Annotated in this window: 23 protein-coding genes; 10 read left to right on the top strand and 13 right to left on the bottom strand. The window is 64.5% G+C overall.

Annotated elements, in window-relative coordinates; genetic code table 11:
• The first annotated feature begins 38 nt into the window (after positions 1-38).
• Entirely contained in the window at positions 39-1,541 is a 1,503-nt protein-coding gene (gene fadD17, locus AC5Y21_RS06135; protein WP_499910437.1) for a long-chain-fatty-acid--CoA ligase FadD17, read from the top strand.
• Between the two features lie 4 nt (positions 1,542-1,545).
• A complete protein-coding gene (locus AC5Y21_RS06130) occupies positions 1,546-2,238 on the top strand; it encodes a serine hydrolase (RefSeq protein WP_499910435.1) in 693 nt (230 codons plus the stop codon).
• On the opposite strand, the gene AC5Y21_RS06125 is transcribed toward AC5Y21_RS06130, so the two are convergent.
• The 3 genes from AC5Y21_RS06125 to AC5Y21_RS06115 are packed head-to-tail and all read right to left on the bottom strand — an operon-like array spanning position 2,224 to position 6,308.
• Positions 2,224-3,768 carry an acetolactate synthase large subunit gene (locus AC5Y21_RS06125; RefSeq protein WP_499910433.1) on the bottom strand — a complete coding sequence of 515 codons (1,545 nt, stop codon included), beginning with the start codon at positions 3,766-3,768 and terminating at the stop codon, positions 2,224-2,226. The genes AC5Y21_RS06130 and AC5Y21_RS06125 overlap by 15 nt on opposite strands.
• Positions 3,765-4,601 (bottom strand): amidohydrolase family protein, encoded by an 837-nt coding sequence (locus AC5Y21_RS06120; RefSeq protein WP_499910432.1) that lies wholly within the window; start codon positions 4,599-4,601, stop codon positions 3,765-3,767. Before AC5Y21_RS06120 ends, AC5Y21_RS06125 begins: the two co-directional genes overlap by 4 nt.
• A gap of 60 nt (positions 4,602-4,661) precedes the next feature.
• On the bottom strand, positions 4,662-6,308 hold the full coding sequence (locus AC5Y21_RS06115; RefSeq protein ID WP_499910430.1) for an acyl-CoA synthetase: 1,647 nt from the start codon (positions 6,306-6,308) through the stop codon (positions 4,662-4,664).
• A 64-nt stretch (positions 6,309-6,372) separates the two neighbouring features.
• Between AC5Y21_RS06115 and AC5Y21_RS06110 the strand changes: the two genes are divergently transcribed.
• Both AC5Y21_RS06110 and AC5Y21_RS06105 read left to right on the top strand, forming a co-directional pair.
• Positions 6,373-7,194, top strand: coding sequence for a crotonase/enoyl-CoA hydratase family protein (locus tag AC5Y21_RS06110; RefSeq protein ID WP_499910621.1), 822 nt, complete (start codon positions 6,373-6,375; stop codon positions 7,192-7,194).
• A gap of 116 nt (positions 7,195-7,310) precedes the next feature.
• On the top strand, positions 7,311-8,150 hold the full coding sequence (locus AC5Y21_RS06105) for a type IV toxin-antitoxin system AbiEi family antitoxin (RefSeq protein WP_499910429.1): 840 nt from the start codon (positions 7,311-7,313) through the stop codon (positions 8,148-8,150).
• Positions 8,151-8,230: 80 nt separating this feature from the next.
• Here AC5Y21_RS06105 and AC5Y21_RS06100 read toward each other — a convergent pair whose 3' ends face one another.
• The 3 genes from AC5Y21_RS06100 to AC5Y21_RS06090 are packed head-to-tail and all read right to left on the bottom strand — an operon-like array spanning position 8,231 to position 11,221.
• A complete protein-coding gene (locus AC5Y21_RS06100; RefSeq protein WP_499910427.1) occupies positions 8,231-9,433 on the bottom strand; it encodes a cytochrome P450 in 1,203 nt (400 codons plus the stop codon).
• A complete protein-coding gene (locus tag AC5Y21_RS06095) occupies positions 9,430-10,146 on the bottom strand; it encodes an acetoacetate decarboxylase family protein (protein ID WP_499910426.1) in 717 nt (238 codons plus the stop codon). Before AC5Y21_RS06095 ends, AC5Y21_RS06100 begins: the two co-directional genes overlap by 4 nt.
• Before the next feature lie 43 nt (positions 10,147-10,189).
• Positions 10,190-11,221, bottom strand: a complete 1,032-nt coding sequence (locus AC5Y21_RS06090; RefSeq protein WP_499910424.1) for an LLM class F420-dependent oxidoreductase — start codon at positions 11,219-11,221, stop codon at positions 10,190-10,192.
• A gap of 58 nt (positions 11,222-11,279) precedes the next feature.
• Between AC5Y21_RS06090 and AC5Y21_RS06085 the strand changes: the two genes are divergently transcribed.
• Genes AC5Y21_RS06085 through AC5Y21_RS06070 form a run of 4 tightly spaced genes read left to right on the top strand, consistent with a single transcriptional unit; the run spans position 11,280 to position 14,961 of the window.
• Positions 11,280-12,269 (top strand): Zn-ribbon domain-containing OB-fold protein, encoded by a 990-nt coding sequence (locus AC5Y21_RS06085; protein ID WP_499910422.1) that lies wholly within the window; start codon positions 11,280-11,282, stop codon positions 12,267-12,269.
• Positions 12,270-12,284: 15 nt separating this feature from the next.
• Positions 12,285-13,346 carry a thiolase family protein gene (locus AC5Y21_RS06080; protein ID WP_499910420.1) on the top strand — a complete coding sequence of 354 codons (1,062 nt, stop codon included), beginning with the start codon at positions 12,285-12,287 and terminating at the stop codon, positions 13,344-13,346.
• Positions 13,346-14,539 (top strand): thiolase family protein, encoded by a 1,194-nt coding sequence (locus AC5Y21_RS06075; RefSeq protein ID WP_499910418.1) that lies wholly within the window; start codon positions 13,346-13,348, stop codon positions 14,537-14,539. Before AC5Y21_RS06080 ends, AC5Y21_RS06075 begins: the two co-directional genes overlap by 1 nt.
• Complete coding sequence (locus tag AC5Y21_RS06070; RefSeq protein ID WP_499910416.1) at positions 14,536-14,961, top strand: nuclear transport factor 2 family protein; 426 nt, start codon at positions 14,536-14,538, stop codon at positions 14,959-14,961. Before AC5Y21_RS06075 ends, AC5Y21_RS06070 begins: the two co-directional genes overlap by 4 nt.
• Positions 14,962-15,040: 79 nt before the next feature.
• Here the strand turns inward: AC5Y21_RS06070 and AC5Y21_RS06065 are convergent, their stop codons facing one another.
• From AC5Y21_RS06065 to AC5Y21_RS06055, 3 genes are all read right to left on the bottom strand, one after another.
• Positions 15,041-15,328 (bottom strand): hypothetical protein, encoded by a 288-nt coding sequence (locus tag AC5Y21_RS06065; protein WP_499910415.1) that lies wholly within the window; start codon positions 15,326-15,328, stop codon positions 15,041-15,043.
• Positions 15,329-15,458: 130 nt separating this feature from the next.
• Positions 15,459-16,769 (bottom strand): glycosyltransferase 87 family protein, encoded by a 1,311-nt coding sequence (locus AC5Y21_RS06060; protein WP_499910413.1) that lies wholly within the window; start codon positions 16,767-16,769, stop codon positions 15,459-15,461.
• Between the two features lie 19 nt (positions 16,770-16,788).
• Positions 16,789-17,313 carry a gamma carbonic anhydrase family protein gene (locus tag AC5Y21_RS06055; protein WP_499910411.1) on the bottom strand — a complete coding sequence of 175 codons (525 nt, stop codon included), beginning with the start codon at positions 17,311-17,313 and terminating at the stop codon, positions 16,789-16,791.
• Between the two features lie 126 nt (positions 17,314-17,439).
• Between AC5Y21_RS06055 and AC5Y21_RS06050 the strand changes: the two genes are divergently transcribed.
• On the top strand, positions 17,440-18,609 hold the full coding sequence (locus AC5Y21_RS06050) for a 3-ketosteroid-9-alpha-monooxygenase, oxygenase component (protein WP_499910410.1): 1,170 nt from the start codon (positions 17,440-17,442) through the stop codon (positions 18,607-18,609).
• A 5-nt stretch (positions 18,610-18,614) separates the two neighbouring features.
• Complete coding sequence (locus AC5Y21_RS06045; protein WP_499910409.1) at positions 18,615-19,064, top strand: hypothetical protein; 450 nt, start codon at positions 18,615-18,617, stop codon at positions 19,062-19,064.
• A 380-nt stretch (positions 19,065-19,444) separates the two neighbouring features.
• Here AC5Y21_RS06045 and AC5Y21_RS06040 read toward each other — a convergent pair whose 3' ends face one another.
• The 4 genes from AC5Y21_RS06040 to AC5Y21_RS06025 all read right to left on the bottom strand — a co-directional run bounded on the left by AC5Y21_RS06040 (position 19,445) and on the right by AC5Y21_RS06025 (position 22,909).
• Positions 19,445-20,590 (bottom strand): sulfotransferase family protein, encoded by a 1,146-nt coding sequence (locus AC5Y21_RS06040; protein WP_499910408.1) that lies wholly within the window; start codon positions 20,588-20,590, stop codon positions 19,445-19,447.
• Positions 20,590-21,372, bottom strand: a complete 783-nt coding sequence (locus AC5Y21_RS06035; RefSeq protein WP_499910619.1) for an SDR family oxidoreductase — start codon at positions 21,370-21,372, stop codon at positions 20,590-20,592. Before AC5Y21_RS06035 ends, AC5Y21_RS06040 begins: the two co-directional genes overlap by 1 nt.
• A gap of 2 nt (positions 21,373-21,374) precedes the next feature.
• Positions 21,375-22,514, bottom strand: a complete 1,140-nt coding sequence (locus AC5Y21_RS06030) for a hypothetical protein (RefSeq protein WP_499910406.1) — start codon at positions 22,512-22,514, stop codon at positions 21,375-21,377.
• Positions 22,515-22,603: 89 nt separating this feature from the next.
• Positions 22,604-22,909 carry a hypothetical protein gene (locus tag AC5Y21_RS06025; protein ID WP_499910404.1) on the bottom strand — a complete coding sequence of 102 codons (306 nt, stop codon included), beginning with the start codon at positions 22,907-22,909 and terminating at the stop codon, positions 22,604-22,606.
• Positions 22,910-22,967: the final 58 nt, after the last annotated feature.

Here is a 22,967-nt window from a genome sequence, read left to right as displayed (position 1 = left end):
GTGACGCCAGCGTCACGCTCGGGTCGTGGTGCAGGCCCGTGACGGACCTGACGGTCACCGAACTACTGGTGCCGCTGGCCGAGATCGACGACCGCGGCGTCTATTTCGAGGACTCGTTCACCAGCTGGCGTGATCACATCCAGCGTGGTGCCGCAATTGCGGCGACGTTGCGCGACCGCCTCGACCCTGACCGGCCGGCGCACGTCGGTGTGCTGCTGGAGAACACGCCGTTCTTCTCGGCGATGCTGGTGGCGGCCGGGCTGTCCGGCATCGTGCCGGTGGGCCTCAACCCGGTGCGCCGCGGAGAGGCACTCGCCCGCGACATCAGCAGGGCTGACTGCCAATTCGTGCTGGCCGACTCGAAATCGGCTGTGACACTGGGCAATGTCGAGCACGTCAACGTCGACACCGCGGAGTGGGCTGACGAGCTGGCCGCACACCGCGGCGCCGAGGTGCATTATCAGTCCGCCGCTCCCGCCGACCTGTTCATGCTGATCTTCACGTCCGGCACCAGTGGCGAACCGAAGGCGGTGAAGTGCAGCCACGGTAAGGTCGCGATCGCTGGGGTGACGATGACTCAGCGGTTCGGCCTGAGCCGCGACGACGTCTGCTATGTGTCCATGCCGTTGTTCCACTCCAATGCTGTGCTGGTCGGCTGGGCGGTTGCAGCAGCATGCCACGGCTCGATGGCGTTGCGGCGCAAGTTCTCTGCATCTGGGTTCTTGCCGGACGTGCGTCGTTACGGCGCCACCTACGCCAACTACGTCGGTAAGCCGTTGTCGTATGTACTTGCCACGCCCGAGCGGCCCGACGACGCGGACAACCCGTTACGGGCGGTATACGGCAACGAGGGCGTGCCCGACGACATCGAACGCTTTGGCCGCCGGTTCGGATGCGTCGTGCAGGATGGGTTCGGTTCGACCGAGGGCGGGGTGGCGATCGCGCGTACCCCAGACACTCCGGCGGGCTCGCTGGGCCCGCTACCTGAGGGCATCGAGATCGTCGACTCGGACACCGGCAAGCCGTGCCCGCCGGGAGTAATCGGCGAACTGGTGAACAGCGCAGGCGCCGGCCGTTTCGAGGGCTATTACAACGACGAGGCAGCCGAAGCCGAGCGGATGGCCGGCGGCGTCTACCACAGCGGTGACCTTGCCTATCGCGACGCTGACGGCTATGCGTACTTCACTGGTCGCCTTGGCGATTGGATGCGGGTTGACGGCGAGAATCTGGGTGCGGCGCCCATCGAGCGGGTCCTGCTGAGATACCCCGACGCCATTGAGGTTGCGGTGTATCCGGTGCCCGACCCTGTGGTCGGCGACCAGGTGATGGCCGCGCTGGTGATGGCGCCCGGTACGGAATTCGATGCCGAGAAATTTCGGGCCTTTCTGGCCGAACAACCCGATTTGGGACCGAAGCAGTGGCCGGCGTACGTCCGGATCAGCCCCGAACTGCCGCGCACCGTGACCTTCAAGGTGCTCAAGCGGCAGTTGTCCGCCGAGGGTGTCGACTGCGGTGAACCGGTGTGGCCGATTCGCCGGTAGCATCGTGACCAACGCACTCAAGACAAGCTTCGAAGAGCTTTGCGCTACCGTGCCGGCCAGAGTCGGTATCGCCATTGCCCATGCGGCCGAGGTCTATTCGTTCGGGCCGTGGTCGTCGGGCGTCGCCTGGTCGACGATCAAAGTCCCGTTGGCAATCGCCGCATTGCGCAGCGATCCAGCAAGCGCCGACTTGGTGATCAAGGCGATTACCAAGTCCGATAACCGCGCGTCGGAGAAGTTGTGGTCCCAGCTGGGTGACCCCGTCGACGCCGCGCGACAGGTGCGGGCCATCATCGAGGAATCCGGGGACATCGCCACTGTGGTCGAGTCGCAGCGAGTTCGGCCTGGCTTCACCGCATTTGGCCAAACACAGTGGCCGCTCGATCGGCAGGCGCAGTTTGCCGCACAGCTACCGGACATTCCCGGGGCCGCGCAGGTCATCGATCTGATGCGCCATCTCACCACTGGGCAGCGCTGGGGGCTTGCCGCCAAAGACATTGCCGCGAAAGGCGGTTGGGGCCCTGGCAGCAAAGGGCGTGACTATCTGGTGCGACAGTTCGGTTTTCTGGCAACAGGATCGGGGAACGTGGGTGTGGCGCTGGCGGCCGAGGCGCGGACGTTCAAGACCGGAGTCGACGTGGTGAACAGGCTGACGGACTGGCTGGTCGACAGCCTTCCGCAACTAGCCGACGATTGACGGCACAACCGCGTCGATCAGGTGGGGTCCGGGCTCGGCGAAAGCCGCACGCAATGCGTCGGCGAACTCCTCAGCGGTGCTCACTCGCCGTGCCGGAACCCCCATACCTTCGGCAATTTTGACGAAATCCATTGCCGGCCTCGACAAATTCAGCAAGTCCAGCGCTTTCGGGCCGGGAGCCGAGCCGGCGCCGACGCGTTGCAGCTCGATTCGCAGGATGTCGTAGGCACTGTTGTCGTAGATCACGGTGGTCACGTTGAGGTTCTCCCGGGCCTGGGTCCACAACCCCGAAATCGTGTACATAGCCGACCCGTCGGATTCCAGACACAGCACCGGACGGTCGGGGGCGGCCACGGCGGCGCCGACCGCGGCGGGAATGCCGAAACCGATCGCTCCGCCGGTGAGCGTCAGCCAGTCGTGGGCCGGTGCGCCGGCGGTGGCCTGCGGAAGAAACACCCCAGAGGTGTTCGACTCGTCGATGACGACCGACCGTTCGGGCAGCAGCGCGCCGACCACGTCGGCCACCGACGCCGAAGTCAGGGCACCGGTGGGCAACTGCGGGCGCGACGCGGGGGCCACCGGCGCCGCCGTACCGGGGGCCACCTCGTCGGCCAATGCCGCTAAAGCGTCTGCGGCACCGCTGTATTCGGCCAAAACATGCACCTCGCAACCGGCCGGTACCAGATCACTGGGCATGTTCGGGTAGGCGAAGAAGGACACCGGCGACTTGGCGCCCGCCAGCACCAGGTGCTTGGCGCCGTTCAGCTGGGCCGCGGCGGCTTCGGCGAAGTAGGCGAGCCGGTCGACGGCGGGAACACCGGCGCCGCGTTCCAGCCGCGTCGGGAAAGTCTCGCAGAGCCAACGGGCCCCGGTGGCGTCGGCGATCCGTGCGGCCACGGCCAGCCCAGGCGCGCGGGTGGCGTCCCCGCCGATCAGCATCATCGTGGGTTCGCCCGAACGCAGCACCTCGGCCACCGCTGCCACATCTACCGGCGTGTCTGCGGAATATGTTGGCAACGTCGCGGTTTCGCCGCCGTCGGACCACGATGCGTCGGCCGGCAGGATCAGCGTCGAGATTTGCGAGCCCGCCCGGCTTACCGCGATCGCCTCCGCCGCGTCGGCTGCGACGTCGCCGACGTCAATGCTGCGGCGCATCCACCCCGAGACGGTGCCGGCGAGCGCGTCGATGTCGGATTCCAATGGGGCGTCGTACTTCTTGTGATAGGTGGCGTGGTCGCCGACGACAACCACCATCGGCACCCGAGCCCGCCGCGCGTTGTGCAGGTTGGCCAGGCCGTTGCCGAGCCCGGGACCAAGATGCAACAGCACGGCTGCCGGCCGGTCTGCCATCCGCGCGTAGCCATCGGCCGCGCCGGTGGCCACGCCCTCGAAAAGAGTCAACACGCCGCGCATCCGTGGGACGGTGTCCAGCGCCGCGACGAAATGCATCTCTGAGGTGCCGGGGTTGGCGAAGCACACGTCGACGCCGCCGTCGACCAAGGTGTTGATCAGAGCCTGGGCGCCGTTCACCTGTGTACCTCCTGTTCCGTGAGCCCGAAGACCCGCTCTGCATTGCCGCGCAGAAAGTCGCGGCGCGCCTCGTCGCTGAGCCCGAGTTGGTCGAGCCCCGCCAGGGCGTGTTGGTGGGCAATCATCGGGTAGTTGGTGCCGAACAAGACTTTGCGTTGTCCGGTATGGGTTTTCATGAAGCGAACGAGCTCGTCCGGGAACCGTCGCACGGTGTAGGCGGAGGTATCGATGTAGACGTTCTCGTGTTTGCGGGCCACGGCGACCATCTCCTCGGTCCACGGATAGCCGACATGGCCGCACACGATGACCAGCTCCGGAAAGTCCAGGGCCACCTGGTCGATGTAGGGAATCGGGCGTCCGGTCTCCGACGGCCGCAGCGGGCCGGTGTGACCGACCTGCGTGCAGAACGGGACACCCAATTGCACACATTCTGCGAACAGCGGATAGTAGCGGCGGTCGGTGGGCGGTGCGTTCCACAGCCAGGGCACCACCCGCAGGCCTACGAAGCCGTCGTCACGAACCCGGCGCCGCAGCTCGCGGATGGCTGCCATCGGCTGATCGAGGTCGACGGTCGCCAGGCCGGCGAACCTGTTGGGGTGCAACCGGATCCATTCGGCGACCTCGTCATTGGAGACCAGGTCCTGGCCATTGGGACCACGCCAGGCGCTGAGCAGGCCGAGGCCGACGCCGGCGCTGTCCATCGACGCGACGGTGGCCTCGATCGGGACGTCGGTCGTCGGCATGGCCCCACCGGTCCAGCGCCGCAGCGACGCCAACATGTCGCTGCGCAGGAAGCGCAGACTCGGGTGCTGCATCCATACGTCGATCGTCATCGCGATTCGACACTAGCCCGCCGGCCGTGGACGCACCCGCCCGCCTGTCAGCCGGGCCGATCAGGCGCCGGTAGTTGCGTGGCTGGCGTGCACCTCGTCGGCGGGCCGCGCCTCGGTCTGGTCCTTGGCCCACCGGTAGTCGGGCTTGCCCGCCGGCGACCGCTTCACCTCATCGACCAGCCAAAGGCTGCGCGGCACTTTGTATCCAGCGATCTCCGAGCGCACGAAGCTGTCTAGCTCGGCCAGCGATGGCCGGCACCCCGGTCGAGCGTGCACCACGGCGGCCACATGCTGGCCGTACCGGGGGTCGGGCACCCCGACCACCAGCGCGTCGAACACGTCGGGATGACCCTTGAGAACGGCCTCGACTTCCTCGGGGTAGATCTTTTCGCCGCCGCTGTTAATCGACACCGAGCCGCGGCCGAGCATGGTCACGGTGCCGTCTTCCTCGACTTGCGCGTAGTCGCCGGGGATCGCGTAGCGCACCCCGTTGATGGTGCGGAACGTTTCGGCGGTCTTCTTCTCGTCCTTGTAGTAGCCGACGGGGATGTTGCCTTTCTTGGCGATGAAGCCGCGCACACCGGAGCCGGGCTGCACTTCGTTGCCGTCTTCGTCGAGCACGACGGTGCGGTGGTCGATGGTCACCCGCGGGCCGCCGCTGTGCGGCGCGTCCTTGGCGACGATGCTGGTGCCACCAAAGCCGGTCTCCGACGAGCCAATTGAGTCGGTGATCACCCGGTTGGGCAGCAGTTCGAGCAGCTTGTCCTTGATGCTCGGGGAGAACAGCGCCGCCGTGCTCGCCAGCAGGAATAGCGACGACAGATCGTATTCGTTGTCCTTCAACAGCGCGTCCAGCAGTGGCCGGGCCATCGCGTCGCCGGTGAAGAACAACAGGTTCACTTTGTGGTCGTGAATCGTGCGCCACACCTCGTCGGCGTTGAATTCCGGTGCCAGCACGGTTGTTTGGCCCGAGAAGATGGACATCCAGGTAGCCGACTGGGTGGCGCCGTGGATCATCGGCGGGATCGGGTAACGGATCATCGGCGGATTGGCGGCGGCTGCCTTGGCCAGATCGTACTCGTCCTTGACGAATTCGCCTGTCGCGAAGTCGGTTCCGCCGAACAGCACGCGGTAGATGTCCTCGTGGCGCCACATCACGCCCTTCGGAAAGCCGGTGGTGCCGCCGGTGTACAGCAGGTAGATCGCGTCGGCGCTGCGTTCACCGAAGTCCCGCTCGGGTGAGCCCTGCGCGATCGCTTCGTAGAACTCGACGCCGCCGTATCGCGTGTAGTCGCTATCTGAGCCGTCCTCGACCACCAGGATCGTCTTGACGTTGGGGGTGTCGGGTAGCACGTTGGCGACCCGGTCGGCGTACTGCCGCTCGTGGACCAGCGCGACCATGTCGGAGTTTTCGAAGAGGTAGCGCAGTTCGCCCTCGACGTAGCGGTAGTTGACATTGACCAGGATGGCGCCGGCCTTGATGATGCCCAGCATCGCGATGACGATCTCGTTGCGATTGCGGCAGTAGAGTCCGACCTTGTCGTCCTTCTGCACACCTTGGTCCATCAGGTAGTGCGCGAGGCGATTGCCCTTCTCTTCCAGCTGGGCGTAGGTCAGCTTCTCATCGCCGCAGATGAAGGCTACACGGTCGGGCACGGCGTCGATGGCGTGCTCTGCGAGGTCGGCAATATTCAGGGCCACGGCCACCAAATTAGAACGTGTTACATTTCTTGACAAGTTCGTGCTCATTGTCGAGGGAAAGGCGGCAGCGGTGGCCCAGGATCATGCCGGAGCGCCAGCAAACGAATCGGGACCGGACGCGCTGGTCGAGCAGCGCGGTCACACGCTGATCGTGACGATGAACAGGCCGCACCGGCGCAACGCGTTGAGCACGGAAATGATGGAAATCATGGTCGAGGCGTGGGACCGCGTCGACAACGATCCCGACATCCGCTGCTGCGTCCTGACCGGGGCCGGTGGCTACTTTTGTGCAGGCATGGACCTCAAGACAGCCACCCAGAAGCCTCCGGGTGACTCTTTCAAGGACGGCAGCTACGACCCGTCGCGCATCGATGCCCTGCTGAAGGGCCGCCGGCTGACCAAACCGCTGATCGCCGCGGTGGAAGGGCCCGCGATCGCCGGGGGCACCGAGATCCTGCAGGGCACCGACATCCGGGTCGCCGGTGAGAGTGCCAAGTTCGGCATCTCCGAGGCCAAGTGGAGCCTGTATCCGATGGGCGGATCGGCGGTGCGGTTGGTACGGCAGATTCCTTACACGGTCGCGTGCGACCTGCTGCTGACCGGACGCCACATCACCGCCGCCGAGGCCAAGGAGATGGGCCTGATCGGCTACGTCGTCCCCGACGGACAGGCGCTGACCAAGGCGCTGGAGATTGCCGAGGTCATATCGAATAACGGCCCGCTGGCCGTGCAGGCGATCCTGCGGACAATCCGCGAGACCGAGGGAATGCACGAGAACGAGGCGTTCAAGCCGGATACCCAGATCGGTATTCAGGTGTTCTTGTCCGAGGACTCCAAGGAAGGCCCGCGGGCGTTCGCCGAGAAGCGCAAGCCCGAGTTCAAAAACCGCTAGCCTGCAACCCTTCGGGTCCCCTCCGCGAGCGTGAAGCTGTCGCGACTTTTCCGCGCGGTCGTCACAACAGCTTCACTGTCGGCGAGATGTCAGCCGCGTCGGGCACACTCCCGCGCATGGAAGAGCCCTTCATCGGCAGCGAAGCCGTCGCATCCGGCCGCGTGACGCCTTATGCACTGCGTAGCCGGTACGTCGCGATTCATCGAGACGTCTTCATGCGACGCGACACCGAGCTCACCCCTGTGGTCCGCGCCAAGGCGGCGTGGTTGTGGTCGAGACGACGGGGCGTTGCCGCTGGACTGTCCGCCTCGGCGCTGCACGGCGCCAAATGGATCGACGCTGGTCGACCGGCGCAGATTGTCCATGACAACCGTCATCCCCCGCCGGGAATCCGCAGCTGGGCCGATCGTATCGAGGACGACGAGATCGTAATCGTCCAAGGGATGGCCGTGACGACGCCGGAGCGCACCGCTCTGGACCTGGCCTGCCGGTATCCCGTTGACGAGGCGGTCGCAATGATCGATTCGCTCGCCAGGGCGACCCGCCTCAAGCTGGCCGACGTCGAGCTCCTCGCCGAGCGCTACCAGGGACGCCGGGGCATCCGGCGGGCGCGTAGCGCACTGGATCTCGTCGATGCCGGTGCGGAGTCGCCCCGCGAGACCTGGCTGCGACTCTTACTCATCCGGGCGGGCTTTCCACGGCCGAGCACCCAGATTCCCGTGTACGACGAATATGGCCAGCTGGTCGCGGTCGTCGACGTGGGCTGGGAGGACATGAAGATAGCCGCGGACTACGAGGGCGAACACCACCGCATCGACCGACGGCGGTTCAACCAAGACATTCGACGTGCCGAAGCGCTCGCAGCGCTGAGCTGGATCAACATCCGGGTCACGGCCGAAGACACTCCGGGTGGGGTCATCGCCCGGGTTTCAGCGGCGTGGGGTCGCCGAAAGTGAAGCTGTCACGAGTTCCACGCCGTTTTTTCGCGACAGTTTCACGCTCGGCGCAAGGAAGCGCAAAGGGGGCGCAAATGGAGTCAGGAAAGGGGCGCGCTCGGGGTGAAGGTCACCGGCATTTTCTCCAGACCGGACACGAAGTTCGCCGGCCGCAGTGGCAATGCGCCATCCGAAGCCAGCCGCATATCCGGAAGGCGCTGCAGCAAGCGGGTTTGCATAATGGACAGCTCTAACCGGGCTAGCTGGTTGCCCAGGCAGAAGTGTGTCCCGAAGCCGAATGCGAGGTGGTTGTTCGGGTAGCGCTCGATGTCGAAGCTCTCCGGGTTCTCGAATACCTTCTCATCGAAGTTCGCCGACTCGAACAGCAGGATGATCTTTTCGCCCTGGTGCAGCGGGGTGCCGTGGAAGTCGGTGTCGGCGGTGACCGTACGTGCCATGTTCTTCACCGGCGCGGTCCAGCGCAGCATCTCTTCGATGGCGTTGGGCAGCATTCCCAGGTCACCGGCCAGGCGCCGATGCTGATCGGGGTGCAGCAGCAACTGCCTCGTTCCGCCGGACAGCGTGTGACGGGTGGTCTCGTCGCCGCCGATCAGCAGCAGCAGCACTTCGGTGACGATCTGGTGGTCCTCGAGGCGTGACCCTTCGACCTCCGCATGCACCAGAACGCTGACCAGATCATCGGTCGGCTCCTCCTTGCGGGCCGTGATCATCCCCATCATGTATTCGCTGTAGGCGGCGAAGGCATCCATCGTGATCTGGAAATCCTCTTGCGCCGCAGTGCTGCTCAAGAAACTGACGAGATCGTCGGACCACTTGAGGAACATCTTGCGTTCCTCCGGACGCACACCCAGCATGTCGCCGATGACCGCCATCGGCAGGGGCGCGGCGAGGTCCCAAACGAAGTCGCATTCCCCGCGCTCGCACACCGCGTCAATCAACGTGTCACACAGTGACATGATCTTGGCCTCTTGGTCTTTCACGCGCTTGCGGGTGAAGCCGGAGTTAACGAGCTTGCGCCGCAACAGATGTTGCGGATCGTCCATCTCGATCATCATCTCGACGCCGTCCTGGTCGGGTCGAATGCCACCGGCGTTCGAGAACAGCTCGGGGGTGCGCTCGGCCTCGATGACGGCCTGATACGTCGAGGCGGCGGCCAACCCGTTGCGGTCTCGAAAGACCGGCTCGTTCTCCCGCATCCAGCGGTAGACGGATCGGGAGTCGCCTGCGTAGAAAGCGCCGTCGGTCAGGTCCACAGAGGGTCTGGTCGTCGAAGTGACTGTCATGAAATCTCCTGCGCGTCGCCGAATGTCATTTGTACATGGTCAGCAGAACTCGACAGCATGGCGCGCTTCGGAAGGCCCAGCGACGCCAGCTCTTTCGCATAGGGGTGATCGCCCAACCAGATGCGTGCGCCGCCAAAGCGGGTGCGCACACCGTCGAGCGTGTGCTCGAACCCGGTCTCGCGGGTGACGCCGTCGCGGTGCGAATAGCTGCGCTGCGCCTGCGTGCGCGGCGTCAACCGAAAAGGCAGGCCGCGGCGAAACTCCATGCCGACCACTGGCTGCCCGTCGATGCTCATGTCGAAACCGAACTGACGTCCCTCCCGAATGGTGAAGTCCGCCATCACCTTCGGGTAGCCCCAGATCTTGGTTCCGGCTTCTAGCGTGAATTCCTGGTCGACGGGCAGGTGGTGGATGAATGCGCCAGCCGACTGCAGCGCGCGTGGCCCAGCTGCGTTCGATCCCGGCGGGTTGACCATCACGCTGGTACCGAATTCGTAGTACTGCCCGAGGTCGCCGTCGACGTAGTGCATCAACATCAGCACCACGACCGCGCGCCCAGGTAGGTAGCGGCAGACCTGCAGGCCGCTGTAGTCGATCATCTGCTGGGCGGCGTCGGCGTCAACCGAGAACATCGCCATGTGCTGCTGGGCCTTACGGATCTGTACCGGCATGGTGAGTACCGTGCCCGCGATGGTGTGCTGCGAGGCTGTCATCCGGTCAATCTAGAACGCGTTCTAATGAGCTGGCAAGGATCGGCTAGACCAACGAGGCGAGTTCGTTGATCTGCGCGGTGTTGCGTCCGTTCACAACCATCATCGTGACGCCCGCCCCTTCCCAGACCTTGATCTGCTTACGCACGTAGTCCACGTCGCCCACGATCGCGGCGTCGTCGACGACCTCATCTGGGATGATTTCGGCGGCCTTGTCCTTCTGGTTGCTGCGGAACAGCTTCGTCACGTCGTCGACGACCTCCGGGTAACCCATCCGCCGGTACACATCGGCGTGAAAGTTGGTGTCCTCCGCGCCCATGCCGCCCATGTAGAGAGCCAGATACGGCTTCATCGCCGCGAAGGCCGCGGCGCGGTCATCGGTGATGACGATGTTCGCGGTCGCGCAGATCTCGAAGTCCTCGCGGCTACGGCGCGCGCCCGGCCGGGCGAAGCCCTCGGCGAGCCATTCGTTGTAGGTGTCAGCCATCCGCGGGGTGTAGAAGATGGGCAGCCAGCCGTCGCAGACCTCACCCGCCAGTGCGACGTTCTTCGGACCCTCGGCGCCCAGCATGATCGGGATATCGGCGCGCAGGGGATGCGTGATGGGCTTGAGCGGCTTACCCAGACCGGTCGTCCCAGAACCCGTCAGCGGCAATGGGTAGTGGGGGCCCTCGCTGGTCACCGGCTTCTCCCGAGCCCACACCTGCCGGATGATGTCGATGTATTCACGGGTGCGCGCCAGCGGCTTGGGAAACCGCTGCCCGTACCAGCCTTCAACCACTTGGGGTCCGGATACGCCTAGGCCGAGGATGTGCCGGCCGCCGGACAGATGGTCCAGGGTCAGCGCGGCCATCGCGCAGGCCGTCGGGGTACGCGCGGACAGCTGGACCACCGACGTGCCCAGACGGACTCGCTGCGTCGACGAACCCCACCAAGCCAACGGTGTGTAAGCGTCGGAGCCCCACGCCTCGGCGGTGAACACGGCGTCGAAACCGGCGGCCTCGGCCGCGGCGACGAGCTCCGCGTGGTTCTCGGGCGGATTGGCACCCCAATAACCCAGCTGCAGTCCGAGCTTCATACATGCCTCTCCGAAACTAATGTTGAAACGATTCTTAGAACCTGTTCTACTCGAAGGCGTGACAGCCAGTTCGAGCGGCCCGACCCTGATCGATCACCCTGAGCCGCCCCTCTCCGCGCCACTTACCTTGTCCTTCGACTACACCCGTTCGGTCGGTCCCACGCTAAGCAACTTCTTCACTGCACTGCGTGAGCGCCGCGTTCTGGGCGTACGCGGCTCCGATGGCCGGGTACACGTACCGCCGCCGGAATACGACCCGGTCAGCTACGAACCGCTGGGCGAGATGGTACCGGTGTCCAGCGTCGGAACGGTCGTGTCCTGGACCTGGCAGCCCGAACCGCTCGGCGGGGAACCGCTCGACCGGCCCTTCGCCTGGGCACTGATCAAGCTCGACGGCGCCGACACCCCTCTGCTGCACGCGGTGGATGCCGGCTCACCCGACGCGATCAGCAGCGGCACCCGGGTGCACGTGCACTGGGCCGACGAGACCGTCGGCGCGATCACCGACATCGCCTACTTCAAGCTGGGCGAAGACGCGGAACCAGAGGCGCCGGCCAACGATCAAGACCCGGTCACCATGATCGTCACGCCGGTTTCGCTGACGATTCAGCACACCGCGTCGCACGAGGAGAGCGCCTACCTGCGCGCCATCGCCGAGGGCAAACTTCTGGGCGCAAAAACGGGCGAATCCGGCAAGGTCTACTTCCCGCCGCACGGCGCCGACCCCGCCACCGGGCTGCCGACCACCGACTTCGTCGAGTTGCCGGACAAGGGCACGGTGACGACGTTCGCGATCATCAACATCCCGTTCCAGGGCCAGCGCATCAAACCGCCTTACGTTGCGGCCTACGTCTTGCTCGACGGCGCCGACATTCCGTTCCTGCACCTGGTCGCCGACATCGACGCGCACGAAGTCCGGATGGGCATGCGTGTCGAGGCGGTGTGGAAGCCGCGTGAGGAGTGGGGATTCGGAATCGACAACATCGAGTACTTCCGACCTACCGGCGAACCAGATGCTGACTACGACACCTATAAGCACCACCTGTAAAGGGTTTACCTACACATGAGCACTCGCAATGTCGCGGTGGTGGGCTTCGCGCACGCACCGCATGTCCGCCGCACCGACGGCACCACCAACGGCGTCGAAATGCTGATGCCGTGTTTCGCGCAGCTGTATGAGGACTTGGGCATCACCAAGGCCGACATCGGCTTCTGGTGCTCCGGGTCCTCGGATTACCTTGCCGGAAGGGCGTTTTCTTTCATCTCGGCGATCGACTCGATCGGGGCGGTGCCGCCGATCAACGAGTCGCACGTCGAGATGGACGCCGCCTGGGCGCTGTACGAGGCATACATCAAGATCCTCACCGGGGAGGTGGACACCGCGCTGGTGTACGGGTTTGGGAAGTCGTCCGCCGGAATCCTGCGCCAGATTCTCTCCCGGCAAACCGACCCCTACACCGTCGCGCCGCTGTGGCCGGACTCGGTTTCAATGGCGGGTCTGCAGGCCCGCATCGGGTTGGACTCCGGCAAGTGGACACCCGAGCAGATGGCGCAGGTTGCCCTCGACTCGTTCGCCCAATCCGAACGCAACGACTCCGAGAAGCCGGCCAAAAGCATCGACGAACTCCTGGCGCGGCCGTTCTTCAACGATCCACTGCGACGCCACGACATTGCACCAATCACCGACGGTGCCGCCGCCATCGTGCTCGCCGCCGGCGATCGCGCCCGTGAGCTACGCGAAAAGCCAGCCTGGATAACGGGAATCGAGCACCGCATCGAGACGCCGACACTGGGTCTGCGCGACCTCACCGTGTCGTCGTCCACCGCGGCATCGGCCAAGGCTGCCACGGGCGGTGACACTGGTATCGACGTCGCGGAAATACACGCGCCCTTTACCCATCAGCACCTGATCCTCACCGAAGCGATCGGACTACGCGGATCGACGAAGGTGAACCCGTCCGGCGGAGCGCTGGCGGCCAACCCGATGTTCGTCGCCGGCCTCGAGCGGATCGGTTTTGCCGCACAACACATCTGGAACGGCTCGGCAGGACGGGTGCTGGCGCACGCTACCAGCGGTCCTGCGCTGCAACAGAATCTGGTCGCAGTCATGGAAGGACAGAACTGATGGCCGGTGCAGGGGCAAATCTCGCCGCGGTACTCGGTACCGGGCAGACCAAATATGTCGCTAAACGCAAAGACGTTTCGATGAACGGGCTGGTGCGCGAGGCCATCGACCGCGCGCTGCAAGATTCTGGTTCCGCTTTCGACGACATCGACGCTGTCGTCGTAGGCAAGGCCCCTGACTTTTTCGAGGGCGTCATGATGCCGGAGCTGTTCATGGTCGACGCCATGGGCGCCACCGGCAAGCCGCTGATCCGGGTACACACTGCCGGTTCGGTTGGCGGGTCCACCGGCGTGGTGGCGGCCAGCCTGGTGCAGTCCGGTAAGTACCGCCGAGTGCTGGCGATGGCATGGGAAAAGCAGTCGGAGTCCAATGCCATGTGGGCGTTGTCGATTCCGATCCCCTTCATCAAGCCCGTCGGCGCGGGCGCGGGTGGCTATTTCGCTCCGCACGTGCGGTCGTACATCCGCCGCTCCGGGGCCCCGACGAACATCGGTGCGATGGTCGCGGTCAAGGACCGGCTGAACGGCGCCCGCAACCCGTTGGCGCATCTGCACCAGCCCGACATCACCCTCGAGAAGGTGATGGAATCGCCAATGCTGTGGGACCCGATCCGCTACGACGAGACCTGCCCCTCGTCTGACGGTGCCGCCGCCGTCGTGATCGGCAACGAGGAGGCCGCCGAAGCCAGCTTGGCGCAAGGAAATCCGGTGGCATGGATCCATGCGACCGCGCTGCGCACCGAGCCGCTGCAGTTTTCCGGACGCGACCAGGTCAGCCCGCAGGCCAGCCGGGATGCGGCCGCGGCGTTGTGGAAGGCGGCCGGCATCACCAGCCCCATCGACGAGATCGACGCCGCCGAAATCTACGTGCCGTTTTCCTGGTTCGAGCCGATGTGGTTGGAAAGCCTTGGTTTCGCCCCTGAGGGCGAAGGCTGGAAACTCACCGAGGCCGGCGAGACCGCGATCGGGGGACGGCTTCCGGTGAACCCGTCCGGCGGGGTACTGTCGTCGAACCCGATCGGCGCCTCGGGCCTGATCCGCTTCGCTGAGGCGGCGATCCAAGTGATGGGCAAGGCCGGGGACCACCAGGTGCCGGGTGCGCGAAAAGCTTTGGGACATGCCTATGGTGGCGGCTCGCAGTACTACTCGATGTGGGTGGTTAGCAGCGACAAACCGGCGCAGGCGGCTAAATGAGCCAGCAGCAGGCCAAAGTCAAGCACCCCGCGCACGAGGCAGGACGTCGGTCCCGCGAGGCGGTGCAAGCCAAAAACAAAGAAGCCTGGCTAGCGGTGTTTACCGACGACGCTATTGTCGAAGACCCCATCGGGCCATCGGCTTTCGACCCGGAAAGCACGGGGCATCGCGGTCGCGACGCGATATCGGCCTTCTGGGACAAGGCGATCGCGCCCACCACCAAGATCGAGTTCTTCTTCCGCGACACCTACCAATGCGGCAACGAGGAAGCCAACGTCGGGCACATCCTGATTACGACGGGCGACTACCAGATCACCGCGGAAGGCGTGTTCACCTATAAGGCGAACGACGAGGGCCAGGTGGTCGCCCTGCGCGCGTATTGGGAGATGGAACGCGCGGCCGCAACCGCGCGAAAGGCGTAATCGGCTCGCCGACAGTGTAACTGCCGACGCCACTCACCGATCCGGCGTCGCGTCAGGTGCCCGCTCCGCCGGTCATCGGTCAGAGTCGGTCCATCTCGCGCCCCATGAGCGCGTCTTCCAGGAACGTGTAGCGCCGAGGATGGTGGCGTCGCTCCGGACGCTGCGCTTCCGGCGAGGCGGCGAACATGCGCCGCATGGCCGCGACGACCCGGGCACCGCGTGTCCGCTGCCGGGTCGGAGGTGCGAGCGCCACTGCGGTGCTGAACCGGACCTCTTGCTCGGTGATCAGCGTCGGTGTCCGCAGCTCAACTTCGTTGAGCTCTAAGGTGTCGTCATTTCGTGGCAGTGTCGCCGGTAAGTTGGACATGGTCGTGAACCTCGTTCTCTTGTTCGACTGGTGTCGAATGTTTTGGTGTCGCAACTATCCGGCGCGGAACTTGGCGGATCCTTGATGGATTCTTGGAACCCGTAGCAAGCGGCGATAGCGAGGATCTGAGTCAGCTTGACGGCGGCGCCAAGGAATTGCCTTGAGCCGCATCGCGCTGCCTGACGCGCGCCGTCGCGAACAACACCAGCAACGCAAGCGCGGTGAGCGCCCATACGCTGCCGAGCAGGTGTTGCATCGGAGTCCACACCCGCTCTCGCTCGTCGCTGTTGGGAAGGTGTGCCCAGGGCGCGGCCCGAATAACCACCGCTACGACAAGTCCCGCGACCAGGTTCCGTGCGCCGCCGACCGCTGCCCAGCGCACCAGGAAGTACACCGCCGCTGCCGACAACCACACCCAGTGATGACCCCACGACACCGGCGAGCAGAGCACGTCGATGCACGCCGCAGACAGCACGGCGGCGACGACATCTTCGGAGCGCCGGCTGACCTTGATCGCGACCACGGCCAGGGCCAGCACCAAAACAATTGCCACCAGCCAAATCACACCACGCGCGGCATCCAGTGCGGGGATGCGCTCGATGATGCCCCGCAGCGACTGGTTCGACGAATAGGCCAGTCCGCCGATTCGCGCGGGCTGGAAAGCTGTGGAGGTCAAATACCGGACGGTATCCGACGGTTCAACGAGCCAGCCCAATGCCATCGCCAGCACGGTCGTGGCCACCGATACGGCCAGGGCACGCCACTGTCGGGTCACCAGGAAGTAGCCGACGAAGACCGCGGGCGTTAGCTTGATCGCTACCCCGAGGCCAACCAGCAGTCCGCGTGGCCACGGTACGGAGGGCGGGAACACATCGAGCGCAACCATCGCGACCAGAATCAAATTCACCTGCCCGTAGTCCATGTTGTGCTGGACCGGCACGCTGAAGACGAAGACTGCGGCCGCGGCGACGACGACCAATCCGGTCTTGACCGAGAGTGGCGAGGTCAGCGACCGCCAGCCCCTGAGGCGATCCCATTTGCCCAGCGCCGCAACAACTATGACGACGAAAATGACAAGACTTGCGACGGCGTTGAGGGTAACCATCAACCCCTTCGCGGCGATCGCCGGCAAAAGCGCCAGCGGGACCAGGACAAGGGCGGAGAACGGCGGATAGGCGAAGGCCAGGCCATTCGGAGAATTGTCGACCGCGGCGAAGTCAGCCGCATAAAGCGAGTGGCCGGTGAGGACTGCGTGGCCACCAGCGCGGTACACCAGCAAATCGATCAAGCTGCCGTCGTCGGGCACGTGCATCAGGTGGTCGAGATAGAACCATCCGAACAGGGCGATGGTCGCCGCCAGCGCGGCGAGCGCCACCCAGCGACCGCTGCGCCTGCCACCTGAGCGTGGTAGCTCAGTGGTGCCCTCCCCGGTGATGTTCAAGGTTTCTGACTCGGCACGTCTAGACCGGCTCGAGTCCGGCCAGATGCCGCTGAGCCAGCTCGCGGTAGGCCTGCGGGTTGAGGTTGATCCACATCTCGGCGCCCGTTCCGGCAATCGGGCCTTTCACCTGGGCCGGCGCACCCATCGCCAGCACGCCGCCCGGAATATGGGTTCCGGCCACCACCAGCGAATGAGCCGCGATCATGCTGCGGGCGCCGATCACCGCGCCGTCGAGCACTGTGGCGTGGTTGGCGATCAGCGCTTCGGACCCGACGTGCACCCCGTGAATGACACACATGTGCGCCACCGTCGCTCCGGGACCGATGTCGACCGGGATGCCGGGCGGCGCGTGCAACACCGATCCGTCCTGCACATTGGCGCCTTCGCGGATCACGATGGGCCCGTAGTCGCCGCGCAGCACGGCGTTGAACCAGACCGACGCCCCCGCCTCGACCGTCACGTCGCCGATCAGAGTCGCGGTCGGGGCCACGAAGGCGGTGGGATCGATCCGGGGCGCCCGACCCTCGAAAGCAAATAGCGGCATCGTTTAGATATACAGCAGGCGTAAATACGCCCCTTAGCTAACACAGCCAGACCCACCGTCGTTGCGCATACCAGTGCCAAAACTGTAACGTGTTCTAGTTAGAGCCAGTGACTTGGAGGTGACCAGGTGAGTACCGACACAAGTGCCGTCGGCATCCGGGAGATCGATTCCGGCGCTTTGCCGACCCGGTACGCCCGGGGCTGGCACTGCCTGGGCGTCGCGAAGGACTTCCTGGACGGGGAACCACACGCGGTTCAGGCGTTCGGCACCAAACTGGTGGTTTTCGCCGACTCGCAGGGAGAGGTGAAGGTCCTCGACGCCTACTGCCGGCACATGGGCGGCGACCTGTCCGAGGGGACCATCAAGGGCGACGAGATCGCCTGCCCCTTCCACGACTGGCGCTGGGGCGGTGACGGCCGCTGCAAGCTGGTGCCGTACGCCAAGCGCACACCCCGAATGGCGCGTACCCGCGCATGGACCACCGATGTGCGCAGCGGCCTGCTGTTCGTCTGGCACGACCACGAAGGCAATCCGCCGGATCCGGCAGTCAGAATTCCAGAGATTCCCGAGGCGGCCAGCGACGAGTGGACCGAATGGCGGTGGAACAGCATCCTCATCGAGGGTTCCAACTGCCGCGACATCATCGACAACGTCACCGATATGGCGCACTTCTTCTACATCCACTTCGGGTTGCCCACGTACTTCAAAAACGTCTTCGAGGGCCACGTCGCCTCGCAGTACCTGCACAACGTGGGCCGGCCCGACGTGAACGACCTGGGCACTTCTTACGGTGAGGCACACCTGGATTCGGAAGCGTCTTACTTCGGTCCGTCGTTCATGATCAACTGGCTGCACAACAAATACGGCGACTATAAGGCCGAATCGATCCTGATCAACTGCCACTACCCGGTCACCCAGAACTCGTTCGTTCTGCAGTGGGGTGTCATAGTCGAAAAGCCAAAAGGCATGGACGAGAAGATGACTGACAAGCTGTCGCGGGTCTTCACCGACGGGGTCAGCAAAGGCTTCTTGCAGGATGTCGAGATCTGGAAACACAAGACCCGGATCGACAACCCGTTGCTGGTCGAAGAGGACGGCGCGGTGTATCAGTTGCGACGCTGGTATGAGCAGTTCTACGTCGACGTCGCCGACATCAAACCGGAAATGGTGGAGCGCTTCGAGATTGAGGTCGACACCACGCGCGCCAACGAGTTCTGGAACGCCGAGGTCGCGGCGAACCTGAAGGCGAGGGACGCCGAACCGGCCTCCGACGAAGTGCCCGCCGAGCAACACTGACCGATATGCCTGACGATCAGCCGGCGGTTCCCGACGTCGATCGGCTGGCCCGGTCGATGTTACTGCTGCACGGGGACCATGGCGATCACGGTGAACGACCCTCCCGCTCCGGCGGCAACGGCGAGTCGTGGTCCAAGTCCAGGGATTTCGCCGACGATCCACAACGCGCCGCCGCGGTTCGCGACGCCAGCCTCGCGGACCGTGAGCGGTACCTCACGTCCGGACTGCGACCCGTGGACTGCCGGTTCTGCCACGTCACGGTCACCGTCAAGCGGCTGGGGCCGGGTCACACCGCGGTGCAGTGGGACAGCGAAGCATCGCAGCGTTGCGCACATTTCGCCGAAGTACGCGCCTCCGGCGGAGACACCGCTCGCACCAGGTCCTGCCCGAGGCTGAGCGACAGCATCGAACATGCCGTGGCGGAGGGCTACCTGGACCACCCCGCCGAAGATTAGAGCGTGTCAGCTTTCAGTGTGAACTGACGGCCTTGATTGTGAAGTTAGGGCGTTCAGTGTGAACTGACGGCTTTCATTGTGGACTGACGGCTTTCCAGGTGAATATAGGGCGGGGATCGGCGCGAATTTGCGCCCACGTTTCACCCGCGAAGCCCAGGATTCACCCGCGAAGCACAGGATTCACACTCAAAGCCCGCGACAACCACTGTCGCTGCGCGCACCCTGACATGAAGCAATTCGCTGATGACTTTCTGTCCGCCCCAGCGACAAATCGGTTGGCGTCCAATGGTTGTCGCTCGGAGCCGGAAAGACACGTCGCTTCCCGCTGGTGGCTGGGGTGACAGACGGGGCGAACCTGCCGCATGCCACGGCACGGCCGATTACAGGCCCGCGAACCGCTCCTTAACCGTCTCGACCGAAAGCCCGTAGTCAGCCAGCGAATACGTGTGCTTCGGCGCACGCTCCCCGGCTTGACTCTGAGCGTGGATATCCGTCATCGCTTGGCGCGCTTCGTCGGTCAGCGTCAGACCAAATTTCCGGTAGATGTCGGCTACCGTACCGAGCGGATCGGAGATCAAATCGCGATAGTCGACGTCATAGAACTGCGCCGAATCATATTTGGCACGAGCGGTATTGAACCGCTCCAAACCACGCGACCAGGTATCCATTGCGTCAGCCCCGATCTGGGCGCCGACGAACGTCGTGGACCAACCGTCGGCGGTGTGCTGCGCCAGCGAACACATGGAAGCCATGATCGTCTCGACCGGTCGATGGGTCTGTATTACCAACGCGTCGGGATAGGCTGCCATCAAAGCGTCCAGCGCAAAGAGATGACTGGGATTTTTAAGCACCCAACGCTTTTCGGCGTCGTTGAGTCCGATCAGCTGAAGGTTTTTCCGGTGTCGTCGATAGGACGGCGTCCAGTCTCGGTTGGAAAGCCACTCCGCATAACTGGGTAAGTGGGCAAGTGTCTCGTAGGACACAGAATGCAGTGACTGCCGCAACAGCTGCCAGCATTCCTCCAGCTCGTATGCGGCCATGAAGTGCAGGCCGGTGTATCCGGGGTTTTCGGCGTGATGCTGATTAAATTGCGCGTCGAGTTGGCGATACAGCGGGTTGGATTCCCAGGTTTCGCGCGGTGGTCGCGGCTGCGGGAACTCGGCCAGCCACATGTGCAGACCCTGATGCGCGGGGTCGGCGCCAAGTAGCCGGTGCAGCGCCGTGGTGCCGGTGCGCACCAGGCCGGTGACAAAGATCGGCCGTTCGATGACGACATCGGCGTATTGCGGATACTGCTTCCACGCGTTTTCCGACAGCAGCCTGGCCACCAGCGCGCCGCGCAGAAAGAACCGATTCATCTTGCTGCCCAACACGGTCAGGCTCGCTTCCCGCCGGTATGAGTCGAGCAACACCGCCAGCGCTTCGCGGTAGTTGTCGTCGTCGGCGCCGAAATCGTCGAGCCCGGTCAGCTTGGTGGCCGATGCGTGCAGTTCGTCGACGGAGCCGACGTCGGTGCGATCGGTCATCAGTTGTGATACTCCCCGCAGTTCACATCGAGAGTCTGCCCGCTGATCCCGCTGGACAAGTCGCTTGCCATGAAGAGAATCGCCGACGCCACCTCGTCCTCGGTGGGCAGGCGTTTGAGGTCGGAGTTGGCGGCGGTGGCCTGGTAGATCTGGTCCGCCGTGGTGCCGTACTTTCCGGCTTGATGATTGAAGTAGCTCTGCAGCGTCTCACCCCAGATATAGCCGGGCGCAACCGAATTGACGCGGATACCCTTTTCACCGAGTTCGGTGGCCAGTGACTGTGACATGGCCAGTAGCGCGGACTTGGCCATCTTGTAGGCGCCGTACTTGGCCTGCGAGTGCCGCAGCACCATGGAGTTGACGTTGACGATCGACCCGTGTGACTCCGCGAGGGCGGGCGTGAAGCCCTGGATGAGGCGTAGCGCCCCCAGGGCGCTGAGTTCGATCGCGTCCCTGATGTGCTGAAATGTGGTGCCCGCCAACGGCTTCATCGAGGGTACCCGAAATGCGTTGTTGATCAGCACATCGACTCTGCCGTATGCCTCCAGGGTCGCGTCGACGAGGTTGCTGACCTGGTCGTCGTTGGTGATGTCGGTGGGCACCGCCACCGCCCGCCGTCCGGTGTCGAGGATCTGCTTGGCGACGTCATCTAGACGCTCGGCGCTGCGGGCCGCCAGCACCAGGTCGGCGCCGTCACGCGCGCACCGGTGCGCCAGCGTGGTTCCCAGCCCAGGGCCGACACCACTGATGACCACCACTTTCCGATCGAGCATTCCTGTCATCCTCACCCCAACATCCTGGCCGCAATTTGCTGCTGGCGCAGTGCTATTCGCGCGCGCCAATCGTCCTCGGAAATCTTGTTGTGCTCCAGATACGGCAGTGCGGCCGGTATCGCGTCGAAGTCGACCAGCTCGACGGTCGGCCCGTCGGCTTCGGTGAGCTGACGTGAGACCCGCTGCCAGCGGAACTGCAGGAAGCCGCGACGATGGCCGAGCGTTTCCACCCAGTTGGTCACACCCGGGTTCTGGTCTGCCACGACGATGCGAACCTTGCCGTCCGGATCCGCTTGGGCCTGAGTGTTATTCAGCGAGGTCTGGTGGTTGATGTAGTCCAGCGAGATGTACCACAAGCTGCCCAGCTGGAAGCCCAGGTAAGGGGCGTCGCTCACCGGAACCGTGATCACCAGCGCCTGATCTGGCCGCAACTCGAAATGCCCGACCGACGAGTACTGGGTCGCCAGCCCACCGGGCGTCAGCCGCGGCGGCACCATGGTGTTGACCGGGATCTTGAGATAGAACCACTGCGGGAATTGCAGCCATGTCTTCACCCGATTGACGAGTTGCTTTCCCGCTGTAGCGTAACGCTTTTCAATCGCCTCGCGGGTCAGCGGCGGTGGCGCGGTACCGGCGGTGTCCAGCCGGGAAATCGTCAGGGTGCCGCGCTGCGCGGACCAGTCGCCGTATACCTCACGCATCACCAGTTGCCCGGCGCTGGTGGGGCGCAACCGCCATTCGAAGCTACCGTCTTCGGCGATTTCGAGTTCCCGGTCGTCGAACGCGGCCTGGCTGGCGGGCACGTTGTCGTCGGTGTACTCGCCACCAAGCAATTGGAAACTCAGGTCGGTAGTGGTGCCGCGCTTACCGGTGACCACGTAGTCGCGCTCGGCGTGGACCCGGGTCCCGAAGTAGAGGGTGTCGGGGTTGTCCAGGCCCATCTTGGTGAAGGGTCCGGTGCCGGACTGCAAAAAAGGGTGGTCACGTTCGTAGTCGAATGCCAGATGCAGACACCCCGCGACGCAGCCCGCCAGGTACTGCAGTCCTTCGAGTAAGTCGGCTTCGGTCTCGATGTGGGGGGCGGCGGCGACCAATTCCTCGGCCTCCGCGATCGCCGAACTGAGCGGGCCTGAAACGGGGGAAGCGAACACGTCCTCGACGCTAGAACGTGTTCCTGTTTTGAGTCAACCGCGAACATTCGCGCGCGTCGCCCGTGGGGTTCAGAGACGACGCCGACTCACTAAGATGTGCACTGCTGAGACAGGTCGATCAGATGCTGCCGCACATCCGGATGCCGATTCAGGTAGTCGATGACGTTGCCGTTGCCACCTTCCGCCCGCGAGCTGTTTTCCAGCTGCTGGTGGACGTCGGGATGCCGCTTCAGGTACGAGTCGATGGATTGCCCCACGGTCTGATTGCATGGCGGATCAGCGTTGGCCACTGGCAGCGCGATCAGCGTCGCGCCAGCAGCGGTTAGCAGCCCCCCGGCGAGCCTGCCGTACAGCCCGCGGCGACGGAAACCGCGTGTGTTGGATGTCTTGCTCATGCGCGCGAGGCTACCCGCGGTTCCTTTGCGTAACCTGTGCACGCACCGGCCTAAGGCG

The organism is Mycobacterium sp. NGS41 (assembly GCF_059812725.1).
The sequence above is the reverse complement of the archived record's forward strand: the minus strand, read 5'-3'. Positions and strand labels throughout refer to the sequence as shown.

What these genes read in the sequence shown, in the direction of transcription:
- AC5Y21_RS06090 (WP_499910424.1), bottom strand. Translation starts at nt 11,221, where the DNA reads ATGAAGCTCGGACTGCAGCTGGGTTATTGGGGTGCCAATCCGCCCGAG.
- AC5Y21_RS06100 (WP_499910427.1), bottom strand. Translation starts at nt 9,433, where the DNA reads ATGACAGTCACTTCGACGACCAGACCCTCTGTGGACCTGACCGACGGC.
- AC5Y21_RS06035 (WP_499910619.1), bottom strand. Translation starts at nt 21,372, where the DNA reads ATGACAGGAATGCTCGATCGGAAAGTGGTGGTCATCAGTGGTGTCGGC.
- AC5Y21_RS06075 (WP_499910418.1), top strand. Translation starts at nt 13,346, where the DNA reads ATGGCCGGTGCAGGGGCAAATCTCGCCGCGGTACTCGGTACCGGGCAG.
- AC5Y21_RS06065 (WP_499910415.1), bottom strand. Translation starts at nt 15,328, where the DNA reads ATGTCCAACTTACCGGCGACACTGCCACGAAATGACGACACCTTAGAG.
- AC5Y21_RS06040 (WP_499910408.1), bottom strand. Translation starts at nt 20,590, where the DNA reads ATGACCGATCGCACCGACGTCGGCTCCGTCGACGAACTGCACGCATCG.
- AC5Y21_RS06045 (WP_499910409.1), top strand. Translation starts at nt 18,615, where the DNA reads ATGCCTGACGATCAGCCGGCGGTTCCCGACGTCGATCGGCTGGCCCGG.
- AC5Y21_RS06105 (WP_499910429.1), top strand. Translation starts at nt 7,311, where the DNA reads ATGGAAGAGCCCTTCATCGGCAGCGAAGCCGTCGCATCCGGCCGCGTG.
- AC5Y21_RS06120 (WP_499910432.1), bottom strand. Translation starts at nt 4,601, where the DNA reads ATGACGATCGACGTATGGATGCAGCACCCGAGTCTGCGCTTCCTGCGC.
- AC5Y21_RS06055 (WP_499910411.1), bottom strand. Translation starts at nt 17,313, where the DNA reads ATGCCGCTATTTGCTTTCGAGGGTCGGGCGCCCCGGATCGATCCCACC.
- AC5Y21_RS06080 (WP_499910420.1), top strand. Translation starts at nt 12,285, where the DNA reads ATGAGCACTCGCAATGTCGCGGTGGTGGGCTTCGCGCACGCACCGCAT.
- AC5Y21_RS06025 (WP_499910404.1), bottom strand. Translation starts at nt 22,909, where the DNA reads ATGAGCAAGACATCCAACACACGCGGTTTCCGTCGCCGCGGGCTGTAC.
- AC5Y21_RS06070 (WP_499910416.1), top strand. Translation starts at nt 14,536, where the DNA reads ATGAGCCAGCAGCAGGCCAAAGTCAAGCACCCCGCGCACGAGGCAGGA.
- AC5Y21_RS06095 (WP_499910426.1), bottom strand. Translation starts at nt 10,146, where the DNA reads ATGACAGCCTCGCAGCACACCATCGCGGGCACGGTACTCACCATGCCG.